Source organism: Sulfitobacter sp. 1A13353, from assembly GCF_043557255.1.
GTDB classification, from domain to species: Bacteria; Pseudomonadota; Alphaproteobacteria; order Rhodobacterales; family Rhodobacteraceae; genus Sulfitobacter; species Sulfitobacter faviae.
This window is the reverse complement of record NZ_JBIFFS010000001.1, coordinates 710,192-727,526: the sequence shown is the minus strand read 5'-3', so window position 1 is coordinate 727,526 and position 17,335 is coordinate 710,192. Positions and strand designations below refer to the sequence as shown.

The window sequence follows — 17,335 nt, the reverse complement described above, 5'->3', positions numbered from 1 at the left end:
ATGAATCACCCGGTAACGCAATATAATCCATACAGCTAGGGTGAATTGGTTAACGCAAAGAGGCCAGATCTAGGCAATTGATCCTCAATACATTGCGGGTAGTGAATATATTGTACTCAACCTGAGGTATTGAACCATGTCCCACCCCGTAGACGTTCACGTCGGTCGTCGGCTCAAGCAGGCACGCACCCTGCGACGGCAATCCCAGACCGATGTGGCACGCGAACTCAAACTGTCGTTTCAACAGATTCAGAAGTATGAAATCGGCTCCAACCGGATCGCCGCCAGCCGTTTGCATGAGCTGGCCCGGATACTCAACGTCACCCCCGGCTATTTCTTCGAAGGGCTGGATGACGACAACCCCGAGGCCAGCAACGACCCCTCGCTCGACATCGTGAACGCCATCGGCTCCATCAAGGATGATGCGGTAAAGGCCCGAATTCTAACGTTTATTGAGGATGTTGCCGGCGTCACCGTCGCGCGCAAAGGCTGATCACAGTCCGTCATTCACGCGAAACTCCCTAGGGCCATACGGCTCACACCACCTGACCAACGGCTACGAAAGCCCGCGGCAAACTGATGCGCACCCGCTTTAAGGGCCGGTCCAAATTACCGGCGTCTCCCACCTTCACGCGACCAGCGTTTCCGCCTTTTTCAAATCGACAGAGACCAACTGGCTCACCCCCTGCTCCGCCATAGTGACGCCAAAGAGCCGGTCCATCCGGGCCATCGTCACCGCATGGTGCGTGATGATCAGAAAGCGCGTGTCGGTCTGACGGCACATCTCATCCAGCAGATCACAGAACCTGGTCACATTTGCGTCATCAAGCGGCGCGTCGACCTCATCCAGCACACAGATCGGCGCCGGATTGGCGAGGAAGACGGCAAAGATCAGCGCCATCGCGGTCAATGTCTGCTCTCCACCCGACAGCAGGCTGAGGGTGCTCAGCTTCTTGCCCGGCGGCTGGCACATGATCTCCAGCCCGGCTTCCAAGGGATCGTCGCTTTCGACCATCACAAGGTTCGCCTCACCGCCGCCGAAGAGATGGGTGAACAGCATCGAGAAATTCGCGTTCACCTGATCAAAGGCGGTCAACAGCCGCTCCCGCCCCTCGCGGTTCAGGCCCGCAATGCCGCTGCGCAGGGTTTTGATCGCCTCTTCCAGATCGGCCTTCTCAGTCAGCAGCGCTTCGTGCTCTTCGCGTATCTCTTTGGCATCGTCCTCGGCGCGCAGGTTCACTGCGCCCAAGGAATCCCGCTGCCGCTTGTATCGGTTCACGTCCTCTTCAAGCGTTTCCACCGGTGGAATCTGATCCGTCTCGACATCAAGCGCATCGCGCAGCGCCTCGGGCGTGCTTTGCCGTTCGTCCTGAATGCGCTCTGCCGCATGGGTCACCGTTTCACGGGCGGCATCGCTGCGCGCCTCGGCCCGGGCACGGGCCTCCCGCGCATCCGATGCCTGCCGCTCCGCGTCGCGCTCGGCGTCCGTCGCGGCTTTCAGGGCGGCCTCCGCGGCGGCCAGCGTTTCCGCGGCATGGGTGCGGCGGGCTTCGGCAGAGGTGATCGCGCCCGACAGGTCTTCCCGCTTCGCCGCGATCTCCGCCGGGACAGCGCTCGCCTCAGTCAATTCGGCCTCCGACGCGGTCTTGCGCTCGACCAATTCAGCGCTGCGCTTGCCCGCCGTTTCCAAGCGATTCCGCCAGCCGCTGACCTCTTTCGCGACCTCTTGCAGCCGCCGTCTGCGCGCCTCGCCCTCGCGGCGCAATTCGTCATGGGCCGAGCGGCGCGACATCATGGTGATCCGCGACGCCTCGACCGTCATGCGGACATCTTCAACCGTCGCACGGGCGGCGGAGAGGTCATCCAAGCCCGCCAGCGTGCGCTCGGCGTCCATCACCTCGGCCCGCGCGGTGATCGCGGCTTCCTCATGGCGCTTCACGGCAAGGCCGAGGGATTCCAACCGGCTTTGGGCGAGGTTGCGATCCGCCTCTGCCCGACTTAACGCGCGGCCCGCCTCGGCGACCTGCCGGTCCGCATCGCGCCGCGCCTCGCGGGCCCGTTTGTCGGCCTCGGCCTGTTCGGCCAATTGCTGCTGGAGGGTCTCATGCGCCGCCCGCGCGGCATCGCCACGGGCGCTCGCCTGTTCCAACGTCTGTTTAAGGACTTCCAACCGGTTCAACTGCTGCAAGCGCAGCGCGGCGGCCGATGGCGCATCTTCGGCCATGGCACGGAAACCGTCCCACCGCCAGAGGTCCCCCTCCTTCGACACCAAGCGCTGCCCCGGCTGCAACTGCGCCTGCAACTCTCCGCCCGCGTCGGCGTCAACGAGCCCGACTTGGGCCATTCGGCGCTCTAACACCCGCGGCACGGTGACATGCTGCGTGAGCGGGGTCACTTCGGCGGGTAGTGGCTGCGGCACCGGGTAGCTCGGCAAATGCGCCCATCCTGAGGGGCGATCGGCCTCTACCTCAGGCGCGCGCAGGTCATCGGCCAAGGCTGCGCCGAGCGCTTTCTCAAAGCCCTGTTCCACTTGCAACCGGTCGAGAACCTGCCCGCCTTCGGCGCTGTCACGCTCCACCAACTTTGCCAGCGCGCCAACCTCGGCGCGCAGGGCCTTGGCCTCGCCCTCCGCCTCAGAGCGCTCCGCGCGGGCCTCGGCCTCGCGCGATTGCGTGTCGGCGCGGGTCTCTTCGGCAGCCAAAAGGGCGGCATCCGCCGCCGCCGAGGCGGTGACGGCAGCGGCTTCGGCCTTCTCAGCCGCGGCGAAATCTAGCCCGGCCTTGTCGAGGGTCGCTTGGCTTTGGGCCACCGCATCGCGGGCCTTGCGGGCCTCGGCCTCCGACTTCTCTAACGTCTTGCGGCTGTCCTGAAGCAGGCGTTCCGCCGAACTGTGGCGCGCGGCCAAACGGGCCACGTCTTCGGTCTGCTGCGAAAGATCGGCCTCGCGGGTTTGCAAGACTTCGGCTGCCTCGCGCGCGGCCTGTTCCGCCGCCTCAACCGCGCTGTCGTGCCCCTTATCCGCCTTGGCGAGGTCTGCCGCTTCCTCTTCGAGCCGCGCGATCGTTTCTTCCGCGTCGCGGTTCAGCCCGCCTTCGCGTTCGATGTCGCGGGTCAGCTGGGCAATTCGTCCGGTCAGGGTCTCGATCAGCGACGCCGCCCGTGCTTCTTCCTCGGTCAGCGTGTCGCGCTGCGTGGTGAGACGTTGCAGAATCGCAGTCGCAATCGCCTCTTCCTCGCGCAGGGGTGGCAAGGCGGCTTCGGCCTCCTCCCGCCCTTCGGCCACGCGGCGCACCTGCGCTTCGGCCTCTGCCGTGGCGGCGACACGGGCACGCAAGTCCCCCTCGGCCTTCGCACGCGCCTCATCGGCTTCGCGCCAGCGGCGATACAACAGCAAGCCTTCGGCATGGCGCAATGCTTCGCCAATCGCACGATACCGCGCCGCCTGCCGGGCTTGCCGGGCCAGCGTGGCCAATTGCGCGGCCAGTTGTTCGACCACATCATCTACGCGGGCGAGGTTTTGCTCCGCCCCGTTGAGTTTCAACTCGGCCTCATGGCGGCGCTGATACAGGCCCGAGATGCCAGCGGCCTCTTCCAAAATGCGGCGACGGCTCTTCGGCTTGGCGTTAATCAACTCGGCAATCTGCCCCTGCCGCACCAAAGCGGGGCTATGCGCCCCGGTCGAGGCATCGGCGAAAAGCATCTGCACATCGCGGGCGCGCACATCCTTGCCGTTCACCTTATAGGCGCTGCCGACATCGCGGGTGATCCGGCGTACGATTTCAAGCGCGTCTTGCTCGTTAAACCCCGCAGGCGCCAACCGGTCACTGTTGTCGAGGTGCAGCGCCACCTCGGCGAAGTTGCGTGCGGGCCGGGAGGAGGCTCCGGCGAAGATCACATCTTCCATGCCGCCGCCGCGCATGGCGGTCGGGCGGTTTTCGCCCATCACCCATCGCAGCGCTTCGAGCAGGTTGGATTTGCCACAGCCGTTCGGCCCCACGACCCCGGTCAACCCGTCGGAGATGACGAGGTCGGTCGGGTCCACAAAGCTTTTGAAGCCGGTTAATCTGAGTTTGGAAAAGCGCAAGTTAGCCCTGCCGTGATTGATTCTCGCCTGAGCGGCGAACTTGCCGTTTGGCATGGGTCCGAGTCAATCAAAAGCCCCAAGGGAGAGGGGGCGGTCGGCGGTTATCCACAAGATATTGTCTTGATCGGCGTGTTTGCCCACGGGGCGCCTAGTCGGAGCGGGTCGATAGCACGCTTCGCCCATTCCGCGGCCCTCGCCTCATGCGATGCCGCAATACAAAGCCCGGCCTAATCGCAGTCTAGCACCCCAAGCGCCAGCGCCTGATCGCCCAGAACCTCCTTCACCTCACAGCCGCTAACCAGTGCCATCGCGCGCCCGGCCCGCGCGCGGATGGGGCCAAAGCGCGGCGCGTATTGGGTGTTTACGCGCACCGCCTCTGCCCGCTCGCCCCGTACGCGCACATCGAACACCGACCCCTCCACGGAGATCCGCTGCGCCGGCAGCCCCCGGAACTCCCGACTGGGCGCCGTACAGGCCGCGAGGCTGAATAAGACTGCAATGATGATGAGCAACCGCATGACGCAACCCTGCCCCCGCAGAGTTAACAAAAGCCTAACGCAAAAGAAAAAGCCCCGGCGGGGCCGGGGCTTTCAAAAATCTATAAGGCGCTGGCTTAGTGCAGCTTGGCTTCGACTTGAGCGATGCCATTGTCGATCAGCTTGTTGCCCTGTGCGGCGGTCATCTGCTTGGCGATCACGTCGCGCGCGGCGGCCACGGCGATGGTCACGGCTTGGTCGCGGACTTCCTTTACAGCGGCGGCCTCGGCCGAGCTGATCTGGTCTTTCGCGGCGGCCATGCGACGCTCAAGCGACTTGGCCATATCCGCCCGCGCCTGTTCGGCGGCGAGACGGGCGTCTTCCTTGGCGGAAGACACGATCCGGTCCGCTTGGTCCTGCACCTCTTTCTGCTTGCGCTCGTAAGAGGCCAGCAGGGTTTGCGCTTCTTCACGCAGGGCGCGGGCTTCTTCCAGCTCGGTCTTGATGCCGTCGGCGCGTTTGTCGAGCATGCCGATCAAAAGCGTTGGCACCTTGAAGTAAATCAGGATCCCAAGGAACAGCAGGAAGGCCAGCAACACGATGAAATCGGTGTTGCGCAGCGAAAAGAAAGGCCCCGTGGCGGCAAGCGCCGGCGAAGCGGCGAGACCGGCGAGCAGGGTCGAAAGTGTCAGGCGCATGGATTTGGTCATGGCTTATCCTTTCATCCGCGCGTCGACGGCAGCGCTGACGGTTGCGGTATCGGCCGTGCCACCCAGAGCGGCGACGAGGGCCTCGGCGGTGTCCTTGGCAACGGCTTGTACGTTGTCCATGGCGCCCGCGCGAATTTCGGCGATGGCTTTTTCCGATTCCGCCACTTGCGCGGCAATCTCGGCATCGGCCTTGGCCATTTCGGCATCCAGATCAGCCTGCATGTCCGCTTTTGCTTGGGCCACAATCTGCTGTGCCTCGGCACGGGCGTCGATCAGGGCCTTGTCATAGGCGGCTTCGGCTTCCTGCGCCTTGACCTTAAGGTCTTCGGCAGCCGCGATGTCATTGGTGATGGTCCCTTGGCGTTCAGCCAAAACCGCACCGATACGAGGCAGAGCCACGCGCGACAGGATCAGGTAGGTGGCGATCAGCGCCAGGATCAGCCAGAAAATCTGGTTGCCCCAGTGATCGAAGTTCAGCTGCGGCATGCCCGGCGTTTCGGCAGCATGGGTCGCAATGCCGGTCGCGTCGGCCAGCCCGTCGCTGGTTGTTACAGTTGCCATCGTGGCTTCTCCTTGGAAACTTTGCCGTTACAGCCGGGCAGACACGGCGATGCGCGCCTGCCCGCTCGTAAGGATTACAGTTCCGAGAGCTTAGACAGCGAACATCAGCAGCAGAGCGACGAGGAACGAGAAGATCCCCAGAGCTTCTGCGAAAGCGATGCCGATGAACAGGGTCGCTGTCTGGCTTGCGGCTGCCGAGGGGTTGCGCAGTGCGCCGGACAGGAAGTTGGCGGCAACGTTGCCGACACCCAGGGCTGCGATGCCTGTGCCGAGACCTGCGATGCCTGCGCCGATATGTGCGAGTTGACCTTCCATTGGGGTATCTCCTTACGATTGGAAGTTAAAACTTTGACGGGAAACCCCGCCGTTGTTGGGGTTGTTAGTGTGCCGGGTGCAGCGCGTCTTTGAGGTACACGCATGTCAGGATGGTAAAGACATAGGCCTGAATGAAGGCCACCAGCACTTCGAGACCGTACATCGCGGTGATCGCGACGACCGAAACGGGCGAGATGACAGCGATGGCGGCGAAACCGGCGAAAACCTTGATCACCGCGTGGCCCGCCATGACGTTGCCCGCCAGACGAATGGAGTGGCTAACTGGGCGCACGAAGTAGCTGATCAGTTCGATGATCGCCAGCACGGGGCGCAGGGCCAGAGGCGCCGAGGACACCCAGAAGAGGCTCAGGAACGCCGCGCCATTCTTGACGAAGCCGACGACGGTCACAGTGATGAACACCGCCAGCGCCAGCACCACGGTCACCGAGAAATGCGCGGTGGGGGTGAAGGCTGTCGGGATCAGGCCGAGGAAGTTGGCCATGACGATGAACATGAACAGGGTCATGATATAGGGGAAGAACTTTAGCCCCTCTTTGCCGCAGATGTCTTCGACCATCTTGTGGATGAAGCCGTAAGCCAGTTCAGCCACAGACTGCATACGGCCCGGAACGACCGAGCGGCGCGCGCTGCCCAGAACGAGCATCGCGAAAGTGGCCAGAACCGCCAGCGCCATCCAGAAGGTCGCGTTGGTGATGGTGTACCAAGCAACGGAAGCATCGTCGCCAAAGAGCGGCGATACGATGAACTGGTCCATCGGGTGGAATTCCAGACCGCCTGTTTCAGCGCCGTGTGTCTCTGTTGCCATCTCAGGCTCCCTCGTCCTTGCCCGAATGGGGCGTATCCTGTTCGGCCGGTTCGGCCTGTTGTTTACCCTGGATTTCCTCAGCGGTGCGGAGCATCGTCTTCACCCCCGCCGCAAGGCCCAGCATTACGAATAGCACCATGAAAATGGGCAGCGTGCCAAAGAGCACATCCAGCCCGTATCCGATGCCGAAACCGATCCCAAGACCGGCCACAAGTTCGATCACCATCCGCCATGCCATATTGGCCTGCGAGTAATGTTCATCCGCCCGGGGCTTGGGTGCGCCGCGTTCTTTCGCAGCCGCCAGTCTGGCCTCAAGCTGCTCCATCTGCTGCCGTTGGTCCGGGCTGGTCACACCAAAATCCCCTTAGGAATATCTGCTGCGGTGCTACTGTCAGGGCGGGTTAGAGTCAACAACCTTGGCCGCCGCGGGTTTTCACGAGTTTACAAGGGCTTACGGGAGGCGGAGGCAACCCACACTTGAAACGGGCCCGGCAAACCCCAAGGAAATCGCGCCGAAGGGTTATTCAACTCAGCGGTTAAGTTAGCCGCAATGCCCGCTTTCGCCTGTGCGCGCCCCGCGCTATTCAGACGTATGACCCAAGACCTCGATCAGGTGTTTGCCGCTCTCGCCGACCCCACGCGTCGCGCCATCCTCGCCATGCTGTTGGAGGATGATATGGCCGTTACCGATGTCGCCGAGCCCTTCGAGATGTCGCTTGCCGCGATCTCGAAACATTTAGGCGTTCTGACAGCGGCGGGGCTGATCAGTCAGGAAAAGCGGGGGCGGGTGAAATGGTGCAAACTGGAACCGGATGCGCTGCGCGATGCGTCGGTCTGGATGCAGGGGTTCGGGCAATTCGAGCCGGTGAACCTTGATGCCTTCGAACGTTTTTTGGAAATCGAACTGCCTGAGGGCGGCGAAGGCGAGATGCGCTCAGGGTCAGAGTAGGTGATACATATATAGATAGAGTGATCCCCCCTTGCCGCGAGGTAAATAAGACAAGGGGAGGATCAATCGACGGTCAGATGACGCCGAATGCGAAACGCAAAATAGCCAAAACCACGACGATCAACCCGATCAGGTAAATAATACTACGCATGGTGGTGTCCTTCACTGTTAATTCACGCCCCAACGCCGGGCGTCGCGCTAAGGTTCCACCGATTCCGCAACTTTCTGAATTTTTATGATTTTTCTTCGTCATCCCCGCGCAGCAGCAGCGAAAGCGCGAGGATCGTCAGCAGCACCCCGCCCCAGACCAGCGCCCCCGGCAGGGCATTGCCAAAGCCCAACTCCCACAGGATTACCCAGCTGGGCGTGAGATAGGTATAGGCCATGACCTTGGCCGAAGGCAGCCGCAGCGCCGCGAATTGCAACAGAACCACCGTGGCCGCCGTGGCAAAGACCGCGACATAGAGGATGGTGATCCAGACCAAGGGGCGCAGCGCGCTCCAATCGGTCGCGCGGAGGTCTTTCCAGCCGTAAAGCCCCAAGAGCACCGTGCCCGCCAACAGGGTGCCAAAGGTGAACATCACCGCGCTTTCTCCGCGGTTCAGCCGCCTTACCATGGGGGTATAAAGCGCGTGGCTGATGCAGCCGACGAAATAAATCGCCTCCCCCCGCCCGATGTCGAAGGCCAAAAGCGCCGCAAGGTCGCCGCGAAAGATCACCCAAAGCGCCCCGGCCCCGCCGATGGCCAGCGCCAGCGCCATGCGCCCTGTCATGACCTGCCGCATCAACAGCCAGGCGAACCCCGCCGCCATCACCGGCACGAGGGTAAAGACCGCCGCCGCAGCCACCGGGGGCGCGGTCTTCAACCCTTCGAACATCAAGACGAAGTAGAGCGTGAACAGCCCCGCCAGCACGAAATAGCGCCAAGGTGCTGCAAAGCCCGCCCGGCTGATATCGCCTCGCCCCCAGGCCAAGACCCCGACCAGGACCGTCGCCAAGACAAAACGCAGGGCGTTCAGCGCTGTCGGCGTGATCTCGTTCGCCACCTGCGCCCCGAGCGAGAATGAACCGGCCACCAAGGCCGAGAAGCAAAGCATCGCCAGATGCCCCTGCGCCGCGGCACTTATTCGGGACATGTGACCGCATCCTCGGCATGTTCCTTGAGGAACCGCAGCACCGCCTGCACCTTGCTGGTGCGGTGCAGATCGACATGGGTGACCAGCCAAAGCGCACTGCCCCAATCGGGGCGCGGCGCGTGAATCTCGACCAATTGCGGATCATTGCGCCCCATGGCGGCGGGCAGGCCGCCGATCCCGGCCCCGGCCCGCAGCGCCGCCTCCATCGCCGTGCCGCTGGTGCTGCGCCATGTCACGCTTTCCTCTGGCACCGTGGCCCAGAGCCACTTGTGATAGGGCGCGCGGCTGTCGCGGTTGTCGGCGGCGATGAAACGGTGCTTGTGATAATCCTCCGGCCCCTGCGGGATGCCGTACTGCGCCACATAGTCCCGGCTGGCATAGGCCCCCACCGCCAGCTGCGCATAGGGCTGCACCACATTGTCGGGCTGATCCGGCGCGGCCCCGGCACGGATGGCGACATGCGCCTCGCCATATTCCAGCCGGAACAAGCGGTCTCCGATCAGATAGCGCACCACCAGTTCGGGGTTCTGGCGCTGGAACTCGGTCAGCAAAGGCGCAAGCTGCGGGGCGAGGAAATCGAGCGAGGTGATCACCAACTCCCCCGAAACATCGCTGCCGCGCCCTTTTATCCGCCCGGCCAATTGGCTGAACTGGTCGTCCGTCGCCCGCGCCACCCGCAGCAGGTCCTCCCCCGCCTCGGTGGCCGTGTAGCCCCGCGCATGACGCTGAAACAGCTTCACACCAAGCCGCCCTTCCAGCGCGTCGATATGACGGATCACGGTGGCATGGTGCACGCCCAGCACCTCTGCCGCGCCGCTGACGGTGCCAAGCTGTGCGACCTGATAGGCGGTCCTGATCTCATCCCAATTGTCCATTGTTCACCTCGCCTTCCCGACTTGTGCATTTACGAACATGGTCACGCTCATTCTGGCAGTTGCGTTCGCGAGCACAATGGCCAATTCCACGCCATCAGATTTACCCTTGGAACAAGGATCAACACCATGGCCACATTGCGCATTGAAACCTCGGTGAACCGCGAAAACTCCGTCACCCGCCAACTGACGGACCGGATCATCGCAACCCTGGGCGACAGCGACGTCGTCACCCGTGACATCGCCAGCGAACCCCTGCCGCTGATCGATTCGACATGGGCCAGCGCCCGGGTGAAACCCGCCGAAGAGCGCACCGAGCTGGATCAAGAAGCCCTCGCCCTCTCCGACGCGCTGGTCGCTGAAGTGCAGGCCGCCGATACGATCGTGATCAGCGCGCCCATCTACAACTTCACCATTCCCGCCTCGCTGAAAGCATGGATTGACCTGATCGCCCGCGTCGGCGTGACCTTCCGCTACACCGAAGACGGCCCCCAAGGGCTGCTGGAGGACAAACGCGTCATCGTCGCCTTTGCGTCGGGCGGCACGGGCATCGATTCCGCCGCCGATTTCGCCAGCGGCTACCTACGCTTCGTGCTGGGCTTTCTGGGCATCACCGATGTGACCTTCGTCGCAGCGGACCAGTTGGCCGTGGACGCCGAAGGCACCATCGCCCGCGCCCATGCGCAGATCGACGCGCTGCGCGACGCGGCCTAAGCGCCCCGCCCTCTCCTCCAAATCAGCCGCGTCTCCACACCGGGGGCGCGGCTTTTGCATGGCGGCCTTTCGCCAGCCACCCCACGCGGCTTGACTCGCACCCCCGCAGCGCGTAAACGCCAACCGATCTCCGGAAGCATTGCCTTCCGGTCCCGGCCTGTCGTCGGGATCGCCCCCAGTCAGCGCGTTGCGCCCACTGGGGCGTTTGTGCATTTTCGCGCGCGTCCTTAAATAGGGGCAAGTGCAACCGACCCGAAAGGCCCTGTGCCCATGTTTGAAAATCTAAGCGAACGGCTCTCTGGTGTCTTTGACCGCCTGACCAAACAAGGCGCGCTCAGCGACGAGGACGTCAAGACCGCCCTGCGCGAAGTGCGCGTCGCCCTGTTGGAAGCGGACGTTTCGTTGCCCGTGGCGCGTGAATTCGTCAAAACGGTGCAGGAAAAGGCCACGGGCCAAGCGGTGACCAAATCGGTGACGCCGGGCCAGCAGGTCGTCAAGATTGTCCATGACGCGCTGATCGATGTGCTGAAAGGCGAAGGCGAACCCGGTTCGCTCAAGATCGACAGCCCGCCCGCGCCGATCCTGATGGTCGGTTTGCAGGGCGGCGGTAAGACCACCACCACCGCGAAACTCGCCAAGCGCATGAAAGACCGCGACGGCAAGCGCGTGCTGATGGCCTCGCTCGACGTGAACCGCCCCGCGGCGATGGAGCAATTGGCGATCCTCGGCACGCAGATCGGCGTCGACACACTGCCGATCGTCAAGGGCGAAAGCCCGGTGCAGATCGCCAAACGCGCTAAAACGCAGGCGGGTTTGGGCGGTTATGACGTCTATATGCTCGACACCGCGGGCCGCCTGTCCATCGACGAAGAGTTGATGAGCCAAGTCGAAGCCGTGCGCGACGTGGCCAATCCACGTGAAACATTGCTGGTCGTCGACGGCCTGACCGGTCAGGATGCCGTGCACACGGCTGAGAACTTTGACGAGCGTATCGGCATCTCCGGCGTCGTGCTGACCCGGATGGACGGCGATGGCCGTGGCGGTGCTGCGCTCTCGATGCGGGCCGTGACCGGCAAGCCGATCAAATTCGTTGGTCTGGGCGAAAAGATGGACGCGCTGGAGACCTTCGAGCCCGAGCGTATCGCGGGCCGCATCCTCGGCATGGGCGACATTGTGGCGCTGGTCGAGAAGGCGCAGGAAACCATTGAGGCCGAACAGGCCGAGAAGATGATGAAGCGCATGGCCAAGGGTCAGTTCAACATGAACGACCTAAAGATGCAGCTTGAGCAGATGATCAAGATGGGCGGCATGCAGGGCATGATGGGCATGATGCCCGGCATGGGGAAAATGGCGAAACAGGTCGAAGACGCCGGTTTCGACGACAAGATCCTCAAGCAGCAGATCGCCCTGATCCAGTCCATGACCAAAAAAGAGCGCGCCAACCCTGCTCTGCTTCAGGCCAGCCGCAAGAAGCGGATCGCCAAGGGTGCCGGCATGGAGGTTTCTGACCTTAACAAGCTGATGAAGATGCACCGCCAGATGTCCGACATGATGAAAAAGATGGGCAAAGGCGGTATGCTCAAGCAGGCCATGAAGGGCATGATGGGCAAGGGCGGCATGCCCGGCGGCATGGACCCCTCCCAGATGGACCCCAAGGCGCTGGAAGCGGCGGCCAAGCAAATGGGCGGCAAGCTGCCCGGCGGTCTGGGTGGCATGGGCGGTGGCCTCGGCGGCGGCATGGGCCTGCCCGGCGGCCTCAGCGGTTTCGGGAAGAAGAAATGACCGAGCCCCTCACGGATACCGCCGCCCGCGCCGCCGAGCTGTTGAAAGAGCACCGCGCCTCGATCGACCGGCTCGACGCGATCCTCGTCTATACGCTGGGCGAGCGGTTCAAACACACGCAGGCCGTGGGGAAACTCAAGGCCACGCACGACCTTCCCCCCTCCGATCCGGCCCGCGAAGCGGCCCAGATCGAGCGGCTCGAAGATTTGGCGGAAGCGGCGGACCTCGACCCCGTCTTCGCCAAGAAGTTCTTGAACTTCATCATCGCCGAAGTCATTCGGCACCACAAAACCCACCAAGAATAGGACGGCCTCCCGTCCCCCCAACCAACCTAAAGGATTAAACACCATGGCAATGAAAATTCGTCTCGCCCGCGGCGGTTCCAAAAAGCGCCCCTTCTACCGCATCGTGGCCGCCGACAGCCGCATGCCGCGCGATGGCCGCTTCATCGAGAAGCTGGGCACCTACAACCCGCTGCTGCCGAAAGACAGCGAAGACCGCGTGAAAATGGACGTTGAAAAGGTTCAGGAATGGATCGCCAAAGGCGCCCAGCCGACCGAGCGCGTCGTTCGCATGCTGGAAGCCGCTGGCATCCGCGAAAAGACCGAGCGTAACAACCCCAAGAAGGGCGCACCGGGCAAGAAAGCCCAAGAGCGCGCGCAGGAGAAAGCCGACAAGGCCGCTGCCGCTGCCGAAGCTGCCAACGCCCCTGCCGAAGAAGCTTCCGCAGAATAAGCTTCGAGCGCCCGGCATGGATACATTCTCTGATGACTTCCGTGCCGGGCTGCACGACCTGATGCGATGGCGGCGCGACGTGCGCCGCTTTCGCACAGACCCGCTGAACGAGGCACTGGTGCAAACCTGCCTCGACAGCTTTACCCTCGCCCCTTCTGTGGGCCTGTCGGAACCATGGCGGATCATCCGCGTGACGTCCGACACCGCGCGCCAAGCCGCGCTTGAGAATTTCCAGACAGCCAATGCCCGCGCCCTTGCCGGATACGACGGCGAGAAGGCCGAGCGCTATGCAGGGCTCAAGCTTTCGGGCATGAGTGACGCGCCCGAGCAATTGGCGATCTACTGTGATGAAAGCACCAAAAAGGGAAGCGGTCTCGGCGCGGGCACCATGCCCGAGATGCGGCGCTATTCGGTGGTGGGGGCGATCACCCACCTATGGCTCACCGCCCGCGCCCATGGCCTCGGGCTAGGCTGGGTCTCGGTGCTCGACCCGGCAAAGCTGAACCGTGACCTTGCGGTGCCAGAGGATTGGTCGCTGGTGGCCTATCTTTGCATGGGCTGGCCCGAGGAAAACAGCCTGACGCCGGAACTGGAAACCAAGGGTTGGGAGACCCGCGCCCCCCGCCTTAAGGTCGAGACCCGCTAATGAGAAAGCTACTGTTCCTTCTGTCCGTGCTCGTGCTCGGCTTTGTCCTTGGCATCCGCTATGATCGGCAGTTAATGCAGGATGAATGCAAAGCCGGGGCCGGTGAATGGACCGGGACGATCTGCGTGAATTCGGAGTTGTTGCAATGAGTGACCAAGACTTGATCTGCGTCGGTGCCATCGCGGGCGCCTATGGCGTGCGCGGCGAAGTGCGGGTGAAAAGCTACTGCGCCGTGCCCGAAGACATCGAAAACTACCGCCCGCTGAGCACCGAGGACGGCAGCCGCCAGTTCACCCTTGCCTTGCTGCACCCGGTCAAAAACGGCTTTGCCGCGCGCATCGCCGAAATCACCACCAAGGAAGAGGCCGACGATCTGCGCGGTGTCTCGCTCTTTGCCGCGCGGGATCAATTGCCGGGCCTGCCGGATGACGAATTCTACCACGCCGATCTCATCGGGCTTGAGGTCTATGACACCGGCGGCGTGTTGCTGGGGCGCGTTAAAACGGTGCAGAACCACGGGGCGGACGATCTGTTGGAACTGCAACTTGCAGGTACCTCGGCCACCACCTTCCTGCCCTTCACCAAAGCCGCCGTGCCGACGGTCGACCTTGCCTCGGGCCGGATCATCGCCGACCCGCCTTTGGGCGTGCTGCCCGAGGGCAAGGATGGCTGAGACCGGAGCCGGATGATGCCCCGCCGGATCATCCTGCATCCCGGCTTTCACAAGACCGGGACCAGTTCCGTTCAAGCCACCCTGCGCGCCAACCGCGCCCTGCTGAAGCCCCATGTTGCCCTGCGCCTGCGCTGGCAGATGAAAGAGCTGCTGCATGCCGCGCGCGGCTATTCCACATGGCGCGACCCGCTCACGCTGCTCAAGGCCGAATACCGCTTCGACGCCCTTCTCGATGCCCTACCCCGGATGCCGCGCCGGACGCTGGTCCTCTCGGCCGAGGAACTGGCCGGTCACATGCCCGGGCGGGGCGCTCTGGCCGATTACAGCGCCGCGCCCGTGTTGCTGGAGACCTTTACCCACAGCCTGCGCCGCCGTTTCCCCCGGGCGGAGGTCATGGTCTACCTCTCGACCCGCGATCCGGCGGATTGGATCACTTCGGCCTATTGGGAGCATGTCAAAGCCTCCTCCATGACGCTCGACCTTGCACAGTTCACATCCCGCTACGCCCCAGCGGCAGATTTGGATGCGGTGGCCGAAACGATGGCCCGGCGTCTGCCCTGCCCGGTGCATCACGCGCGGCTGGAGGCCTGCCGTGACCTGCCGCTTGGACCCGCGACGCCGCTCTTGGACCTTTGCGCATTGCCGCCTGAGGTCTTGGCGCAGATGACCGTGCCCCCGCCCGAGAACCAGCGTTTGCCTGCGGAACTTTTGCAGGCTCTGCTTGACGCCAACCGCCAACACGCCGATGACCCCGAGGCGCGCCGCCGCGCCAAGACCGCCCTATTGCAACAGGCAGGAACCGCATGAAACCCACCCGCTCTCACGGACGTCAAAGCGCACGGCCCAGCCTCAAACCCCGCGCCTTGATGCAAGATGCACCGGATTATTCGGATGTCTGGCAGGCAAGGATCGTCACGCTGTTTCCCGACCTCTTCCCCGGTGTGCTGGGGGCCAGCCTGACCGGAAAGGCGCTGCATGAAGGGCGTTGGCAATTGCACACCCATGACCTGCGCGACTTTGGCATCGGCAAGCACCGCAATGTCGATGACACCCCCGCAGGCGGCGGGGCGGGCATGGTCATGCGCGCCGATGTGGTCGGCCCGGCGCTGGCGCGCGCGCAAAGCCACGCCCATGGGCGCTGGCCGATCCTTTACATGTCGCCGCGCGGGCGGCGGTTCGATCAGGCCATGGCGCGCGATCTGGCAAGCTGCGCGGGGGTGACAATGCTCTGCGGGCGATTCGAGGGGGTCGACGAGCGGGTGATCGAGCATTTCGGCATCACCGAGGTCAGCCTGGGCGATTTTGTCATGACGGGGGGCGAGCTGGCCGCCCAAGCGATGATCGACGCCACTGTGCGCCTCTTGCCCGGCGTGCTGGGCAATGCCGAGAGCATCGAAGAGGAAAGCCACGCCTCGGGCCTGCTGGAACATCCGCAATATACCCGCCCCGCCGAATGGGAAGGGCGCGAGATTCCGCCCGTTTTGATGTCGGGCAACCACGGCGAGATTGCGAAATGGCGGCAGGCGCAGGCCGAAGAGCTGACCCGCAAACGCCGCCCCGACATGTGGGCTGCGTTCGAGAGCAAGGACTGAGCCCGCGCCCCGATACGGAACCCGCCCCCGCGCGGCGCGTTGATCTCCCATATCGGAGGGAGAATCCAAATGCTTGAACTTATTCTTATTCTGTTGATCGTCGCCGCCGTTGCTGCCCTCTTGGGCTTTGGCCGCGTATCGGGTGCCGCGATGACCGGGGCGAAAGTGCTGATCGGCATCGTGCTGGTGCTGTTCCTGCTCGTTGTCTTGGGCGTGATCGCACTGGCCTGACGCGCCCGCCCGCAGAGGTCTGAAACACTGGGGATCAAGGTGGCCACAGCCCCCTTGATCCTATCGCTTTTGCCCCCTATACCCCGCGCATCCGGAATCGCTTTGGCGGCTCCGGTGCTTTGCGTTTTACGCAAGAAACTAAGTAATGACGATGATACCTCCGGCGGGGGCCCTTGATCGGAAACGATTGCAGCGCTGCCCGATAGAACCCGAAGCTCTGGGTCGCGACATAATTTCGTGGAATACCGCGAACATCATAGGAGAATGGTCAGATGAACCTGATCGCAGAAATCGAGGCGGAACAAGTCGCCGAACTGGGGAAAGAGATCCCCGACTTCCGTGCCGGTGATACCGTTCGTGTTGGCTTTAAAGTCACCGAAGGCACCCGCACCCGTGTGCAGAACTACGAAGGCGTCTGCATTTCGCGCAAGAACGGCCACGGCATCGCCGGGTCCTTCACCGTGCGCAAGATTTCCTTTGGCGAAGGCGTGGAGCGTGTGTTCCCGCTGCATTCGACCAACATCGACAGCATCACCGTCGTGCGCCGCGGCCGCGTCCGTCGTGCAAAGCTGTACTACCTGCGCAGCCGTCGCGGCAAATCCGCACGGATCGCCGAAAACGTCCACTACAAGCCGCTTTCCGGCGCGAACGCATAAAGGACTGGTCGATGAAAACCGATACACATCCCGAATACCACATCATCAACGTCAAGATGACCGACGGCACCGTTGTGGAAATGAAATCGACATGGGGCAAAGAAGGCGACCATCTGTCGCTCGACATCGACCCCTCCGTGCACCCTGCCTGGACCGGCGGCACTGGCCGCATCATGGACACCGGCGGCCGCGTGTCGAAGTTCAAGAACAAATACGCAGGTCTGGGCTTCTAAGCCTTACAGAAATTGCGAGATAAAGGCGCGGCCCCTCGGGGTCGCGCCTTTTGCGTTTGGGGGATGGGGCAGTGGATGGGGCCTAGGCCGGGTGCGTGCGGCAAGCGGTGTGGAGGTATTTTTAAAAGGATGAAGTTAAGGGGG

At 63.1% G+C, this 17,335-nt stretch carries 24 protein-coding genes; 14 read left to right on the top strand and 10 right to left on the bottom strand.

Annotated features, from left to right (window positions below):
* Positions 1–136: 136 nt before the first annotated feature.
* Entirely contained in the window at positions 137–493 is a 357-nt protein-coding gene (locus tag ACGYLO_RS03625) for a helix-turn-helix domain-containing protein (RefSeq protein ID WP_271688330.1), read from the top strand.
* A 135-nt stretch (positions 494–628) separates the two neighbouring features.
* On the opposite strand, the gene smc is transcribed toward ACGYLO_RS03625, so the two are convergent.
* The 7 genes from smc to ACGYLO_RS03590 all read right to left on the bottom strand — a co-directional run bounded on the left by smc (position 629) and on the right by ACGYLO_RS03590 (position 7,324).
* The gene (smc, locus tag ACGYLO_RS03620) at positions 629–4,084 is read right to left on the bottom strand and encodes a chromosome segregation protein SMC (RefSeq protein WP_276154331.1); all 3,456 of its coding nucleotides are present in this window, start codon (positions 4,082–4,084) and stop codon (positions 629–631) included.
* A gap of 227 nt (positions 4,085–4,311) precedes the next feature.
* Positions 4,312–4,602, bottom strand: coding sequence for a hypothetical protein (locus ACGYLO_RS03615; protein ID WP_271688333.1), 291 nt, complete (start codon positions 4,600–4,602; stop codon positions 4,312–4,314).
* A gap of 95 nt (positions 4,603–4,697) precedes the next feature.
* A complete protein-coding gene (locus ACGYLO_RS03610) occupies positions 4,698–5,258 on the bottom strand; it encodes a F0F1 ATP synthase subunit B (protein WP_209216985.1) in 561 nt (186 codons plus the stop codon).
* A gap of 15 nt (positions 5,259–5,273) precedes the next feature.
* Positions 5,274–5,831 (bottom strand): F0F1 ATP synthase subunit B', encoded by a 558-nt coding sequence (locus ACGYLO_RS03605; RefSeq protein ID WP_136720208.1) that lies wholly within the window; start codon positions 5,829–5,831, stop codon positions 5,274–5,276.
* A gap of 90 nt (positions 5,832–5,921) precedes the next feature.
* Positions 5,922–6,146 carry a F0F1 ATP synthase subunit C gene (locus tag ACGYLO_RS03600; RefSeq protein WP_007118046.1) on the bottom strand — a complete coding sequence of 75 codons (225 nt, stop codon included), beginning with the start codon at positions 6,144–6,146 and terminating at the stop codon, positions 5,922–5,924.
* A gap of 64 nt (positions 6,147–6,210) precedes the next feature.
* Positions 6,211–6,972: a F0F1 ATP synthase subunit A gene (locus tag ACGYLO_RS03595; protein ID WP_067260637.1), complete on the bottom strand. Its 762-nt coding sequence runs from the start codon at positions 6,970–6,972 to the stop codon at positions 6,211–6,213.
* Position 6,973: 1 nt separating this feature from the next.
* Positions 6,974–7,324 carry an AtpZ/AtpI family protein gene (locus ACGYLO_RS03590; RefSeq protein WP_067260640.1) on the bottom strand — a complete coding sequence of 117 codons (351 nt, stop codon included), beginning with the start codon at positions 7,322–7,324 and terminating at the stop codon, positions 6,974–6,976.
* A 240-nt stretch (positions 7,325–7,564) separates the two neighbouring features.
* Between ACGYLO_RS03590 and ACGYLO_RS03585 the strand changes: the two genes are divergently transcribed.
* Positions 7,565–7,921 carry a helix-turn-helix transcriptional regulator gene (locus ACGYLO_RS03585; protein WP_271690001.1) on the top strand — a complete coding sequence of 119 codons (357 nt, stop codon included), beginning with the start codon at positions 7,565–7,567 and terminating at the stop codon, positions 7,919–7,921.
* A gap of 73 nt (positions 7,922–7,994) precedes the next feature.
* Here ACGYLO_RS03585 and ACGYLO_RS03580 read toward each other — a convergent pair whose 3' ends face one another.
* The 3 genes from ACGYLO_RS03580 to ACGYLO_RS03570 are packed head-to-tail and all read right to left on the bottom strand — an operon-like array spanning position 7,995 to position 9,932.
* Positions 7,995–8,174, bottom strand: coding sequence for a hypothetical protein (locus tag ACGYLO_RS03580; RefSeq protein WP_271688335.1), 180 nt, complete (start codon positions 8,172–8,174; stop codon positions 7,995–7,997).
* Entirely contained in the window at positions 8,155–9,057 is a 903-nt protein-coding gene (locus tag ACGYLO_RS03575; protein WP_271688337.1) for a DMT family transporter, read from the bottom strand. The genes ACGYLO_RS03580 and ACGYLO_RS03575 overlap by 20 nt, the downstream gene beginning before the upstream one ends.
* A complete protein-coding gene (locus tag ACGYLO_RS03570) occupies positions 9,045–9,932 on the bottom strand; it encodes a LysR family transcriptional regulator (RefSeq protein WP_271688338.1) in 888 nt (295 codons plus the stop codon). Before ACGYLO_RS03570 ends, ACGYLO_RS03575 begins: the two co-directional genes overlap by 13 nt.
* 126 nt (positions 9,933–10,058) lie before the next feature.
* Between ACGYLO_RS03570 and ACGYLO_RS03565 the strand changes: the two genes are divergently transcribed.
* The 12 genes from ACGYLO_RS03565 to rpmE all read left to right on the top strand — a co-directional run bounded on the left by ACGYLO_RS03565 (position 10,059) and on the right by rpmE (position 17,191).
* On the top strand, positions 10,059–10,643 hold the full coding sequence (locus tag ACGYLO_RS03565; protein WP_067262237.1) for an FMN-dependent NADH-azoreductase: 585 nt from the start codon (positions 10,059–10,061) through the stop codon (positions 10,641–10,643).
* Positions 10,644–10,913: 270 nt separating this feature from the next.
* Positions 10,914–12,425: a signal recognition particle protein gene (gene ffh, locus ACGYLO_RS03560; protein ID WP_271688339.1), complete on the top strand. Its 1,512-nt coding sequence runs from the start codon at positions 10,914–10,916 to the stop codon at positions 12,423–12,425.
* A complete protein-coding gene (locus tag ACGYLO_RS03555; RefSeq protein ID WP_067262239.1) occupies positions 12,422–12,730 on the top strand; it encodes a chorismate mutase in 309 nt (102 codons plus the stop codon). Before ffh ends, ACGYLO_RS03555 begins: the two co-directional genes overlap by 4 nt.
* A gap of 43 nt (positions 12,731–12,773) precedes the next feature.
* Positions 12,774–13,160 (top strand): 30S ribosomal protein S16, encoded by a 387-nt coding sequence (rpsP, locus tag ACGYLO_RS03550; RefSeq protein ID WP_067262240.1) that lies wholly within the window; start codon positions 12,774–12,776, stop codon positions 13,158–13,160.
* 16 nt (positions 13,161–13,176) lie between these two features.
* Positions 13,177–13,806, top strand: a complete 630-nt coding sequence (gene bluB, locus ACGYLO_RS03545; RefSeq protein WP_271688340.1) for a 5,6-dimethylbenzimidazole synthase — start codon at positions 13,177–13,179, stop codon at positions 13,804–13,806.
* Positions 13,806–13,955 (top strand): hypothetical protein, encoded by a 150-nt coding sequence (locus ACGYLO_RS03540; RefSeq protein ID WP_169306052.1) that lies wholly within the window; start codon positions 13,806–13,808, stop codon positions 13,953–13,955. The genes bluB and ACGYLO_RS03540 overlap by 1 nt, the downstream gene beginning before the upstream one ends.
* The gene (gene rimM, locus ACGYLO_RS03535) at positions 13,952–14,479 is read left to right on the top strand and encodes a ribosome maturation factor RimM (RefSeq protein ID WP_271688341.1); all 528 of its coding nucleotides are present in this window, start codon (positions 13,952–13,954) and stop codon (positions 14,477–14,479) included. The genes ACGYLO_RS03540 and rimM overlap by 4 nt, the downstream gene beginning before the upstream one ends.
* Positions 14,480–14,494: 15 nt before the next feature.
* Positions 14,495–15,286, top strand: coding sequence for a hypothetical protein (locus tag ACGYLO_RS03530; RefSeq protein ID WP_271688342.1), 792 nt, complete (start codon positions 14,495–14,497; stop codon positions 15,284–15,286).
* A complete protein-coding gene (trmD, locus tag ACGYLO_RS03525) occupies positions 15,283–16,071 on the top strand; it encodes a tRNA (guanosine(37)-N1)-methyltransferase TrmD (RefSeq protein WP_271688343.1) in 789 nt (262 codons plus the stop codon). Before ACGYLO_RS03530 ends, trmD begins: the two co-directional genes overlap by 4 nt.
* A 69-nt stretch (positions 16,072–16,140) precedes the next feature.
* Entirely contained in the window at positions 16,141–16,302 is a 162-nt protein-coding gene (locus tag ACGYLO_RS03520; protein WP_082849512.1) for a DUF1328 family protein, read from the top strand.
* Between the two features lie 272 nt (positions 16,303–16,574).
* Positions 16,575–16,958, top strand: a complete 384-nt coding sequence (rplS, locus tag ACGYLO_RS03515; protein WP_067262249.1) for a 50S ribosomal protein L19 — start codon at positions 16,575–16,577, stop codon at positions 16,956–16,958.
* 11 nt (positions 16,959–16,969) lie between these two features.
* A complete protein-coding gene (gene rpmE, locus ACGYLO_RS03510) occupies positions 16,970–17,191 on the top strand; it encodes a 50S ribosomal protein L31 (RefSeq protein WP_271688344.1) in 222 nt (73 codons plus the stop codon).
* The last annotated feature ends 144 nt before the right edge of the window (positions 17,192–17,335 follow it).

Excerpts from the sequence above, each read along its gene's own strand:
- ACGYLO_RS03625 (WP_271688330.1), top strand. The coding sequence starts at position 137 with ATGTCCCACCCCGTAGACGTTCACGTCGGTCGTCGGCTCAAGCAGGCA.
- ACGYLO_RS03615 (WP_271688333.1), bottom strand. The coding sequence starts at position 4,602 with ATGCGGTTGCTCATCATCATTGCAGTCTTATTCAGCCTCGCGGCCTGT.
- ACGYLO_RS03610 (WP_209216985.1), bottom strand. The coding sequence starts at position 5,258 with ATGCGCCTGACACTTTCGACCCTGCTCGCCGGTCTCGCCGCTTCGCCG.
- ACGYLO_RS03605 (WP_136720208.1), bottom strand. The coding sequence starts at position 5,831 with ATGGCAACTGTAACAACCAGCGACGGGCTGGCCGACGCGACCGGCATT.
- ACGYLO_RS03600 (WP_007118046.1), bottom strand. The coding sequence starts at position 6,146 with ATGGAAGGTCAACTCGCACATATCGGCGCAGGCATCGCAGGTCTCGGC.
- ACGYLO_RS03595 (WP_067260637.1), bottom strand. The coding sequence starts at position 6,972 with ATGGCAACAGAGACACACGGCGCTGAAACAGGCGGTCTGGAATTCCAC.
- ACGYLO_RS03585 (WP_271690001.1), top strand. The coding sequence starts at position 7,565 with ATGACCCAAGACCTCGATCAGGTGTTTGCCGCTCTCGCCGACCCCACG.
- ACGYLO_RS03580 (WP_271688335.1), bottom strand. The coding sequence starts at position 8,174 with ATGACGAAGAAAAATCATAAAAATTCAGAAAGTTGCGGAATCGGTGGA.
- ACGYLO_RS03575 (WP_271688337.1), bottom strand. The coding sequence starts at position 9,057 with ATGTCCCGAATAAGTGCCGCGGCGCAGGGGCATCTGGCGATGCTTTGC.
- ACGYLO_RS03570 (WP_271688338.1), bottom strand. The coding sequence starts at position 9,932 with ATGGACAATTGGGATGAGATCAGGACCGCCTATCAGGTCGCACAGCTT.
- ACGYLO_RS03565 (WP_067262237.1), top strand. The coding sequence starts at position 10,059 with ATGGCCACATTGCGCATTGAAACCTCGGTGAACCGCGAAAACTCCGTC.
- ffh (WP_271688339.1), top strand. The coding sequence starts at position 10,914 with ATGTTTGAAAATCTAAGCGAACGGCTCTCTGGTGTCTTTGACCGCCTG.
- ACGYLO_RS03555 (WP_067262239.1), top strand. The coding sequence starts at position 12,422 with ATGACCGAGCCCCTCACGGATACCGCCGCCCGCGCCGCCGAGCTGTTG.
- rpsP (WP_067262240.1), top strand. The coding sequence starts at position 12,774 with ATGGCAATGAAAATTCGTCTCGCCCGCGGCGGTTCCAAAAAGCGCCCC.
- bluB (WP_271688340.1), top strand. The coding sequence starts at position 13,177 with ATGGATACATTCTCTGATGACTTCCGTGCCGGGCTGCACGACCTGATG.
- ACGYLO_RS03540 (WP_169306052.1), top strand. The coding sequence starts at position 13,806 with ATGAGAAAGCTACTGTTCCTTCTGTCCGTGCTCGTGCTCGGCTTTGTC.
- rimM (WP_271688341.1), top strand. The coding sequence starts at position 13,952 with ATGAGTGACCAAGACTTGATCTGCGTCGGTGCCATCGCGGGCGCCTAT.
- ACGYLO_RS03530 (WP_271688342.1), top strand. The coding sequence starts at position 14,495 with ATGCCCCGCCGGATCATCCTGCATCCCGGCTTTCACAAGACCGGGACC.
- trmD (WP_271688343.1), top strand. The coding sequence starts at position 15,283 with ATGAAACCCACCCGCTCTCACGGACGTCAAAGCGCACGGCCCAGCCTC.
- ACGYLO_RS03520 (WP_082849512.1), top strand. The coding sequence starts at position 16,141 with ATGCTTGAACTTATTCTTATTCTGTTGATCGTCGCCGCCGTTGCTGCC.
- rplS (WP_067262249.1), top strand. The coding sequence starts at position 16,575 with ATGAACCTGATCGCAGAAATCGAGGCGGAACAAGTCGCCGAACTGGGG.
- rpmE (WP_271688344.1), top strand. The coding sequence starts at position 16,970 with ATGAAAACCGATACACATCCCGAATACCACATCATCAACGTCAAGATG.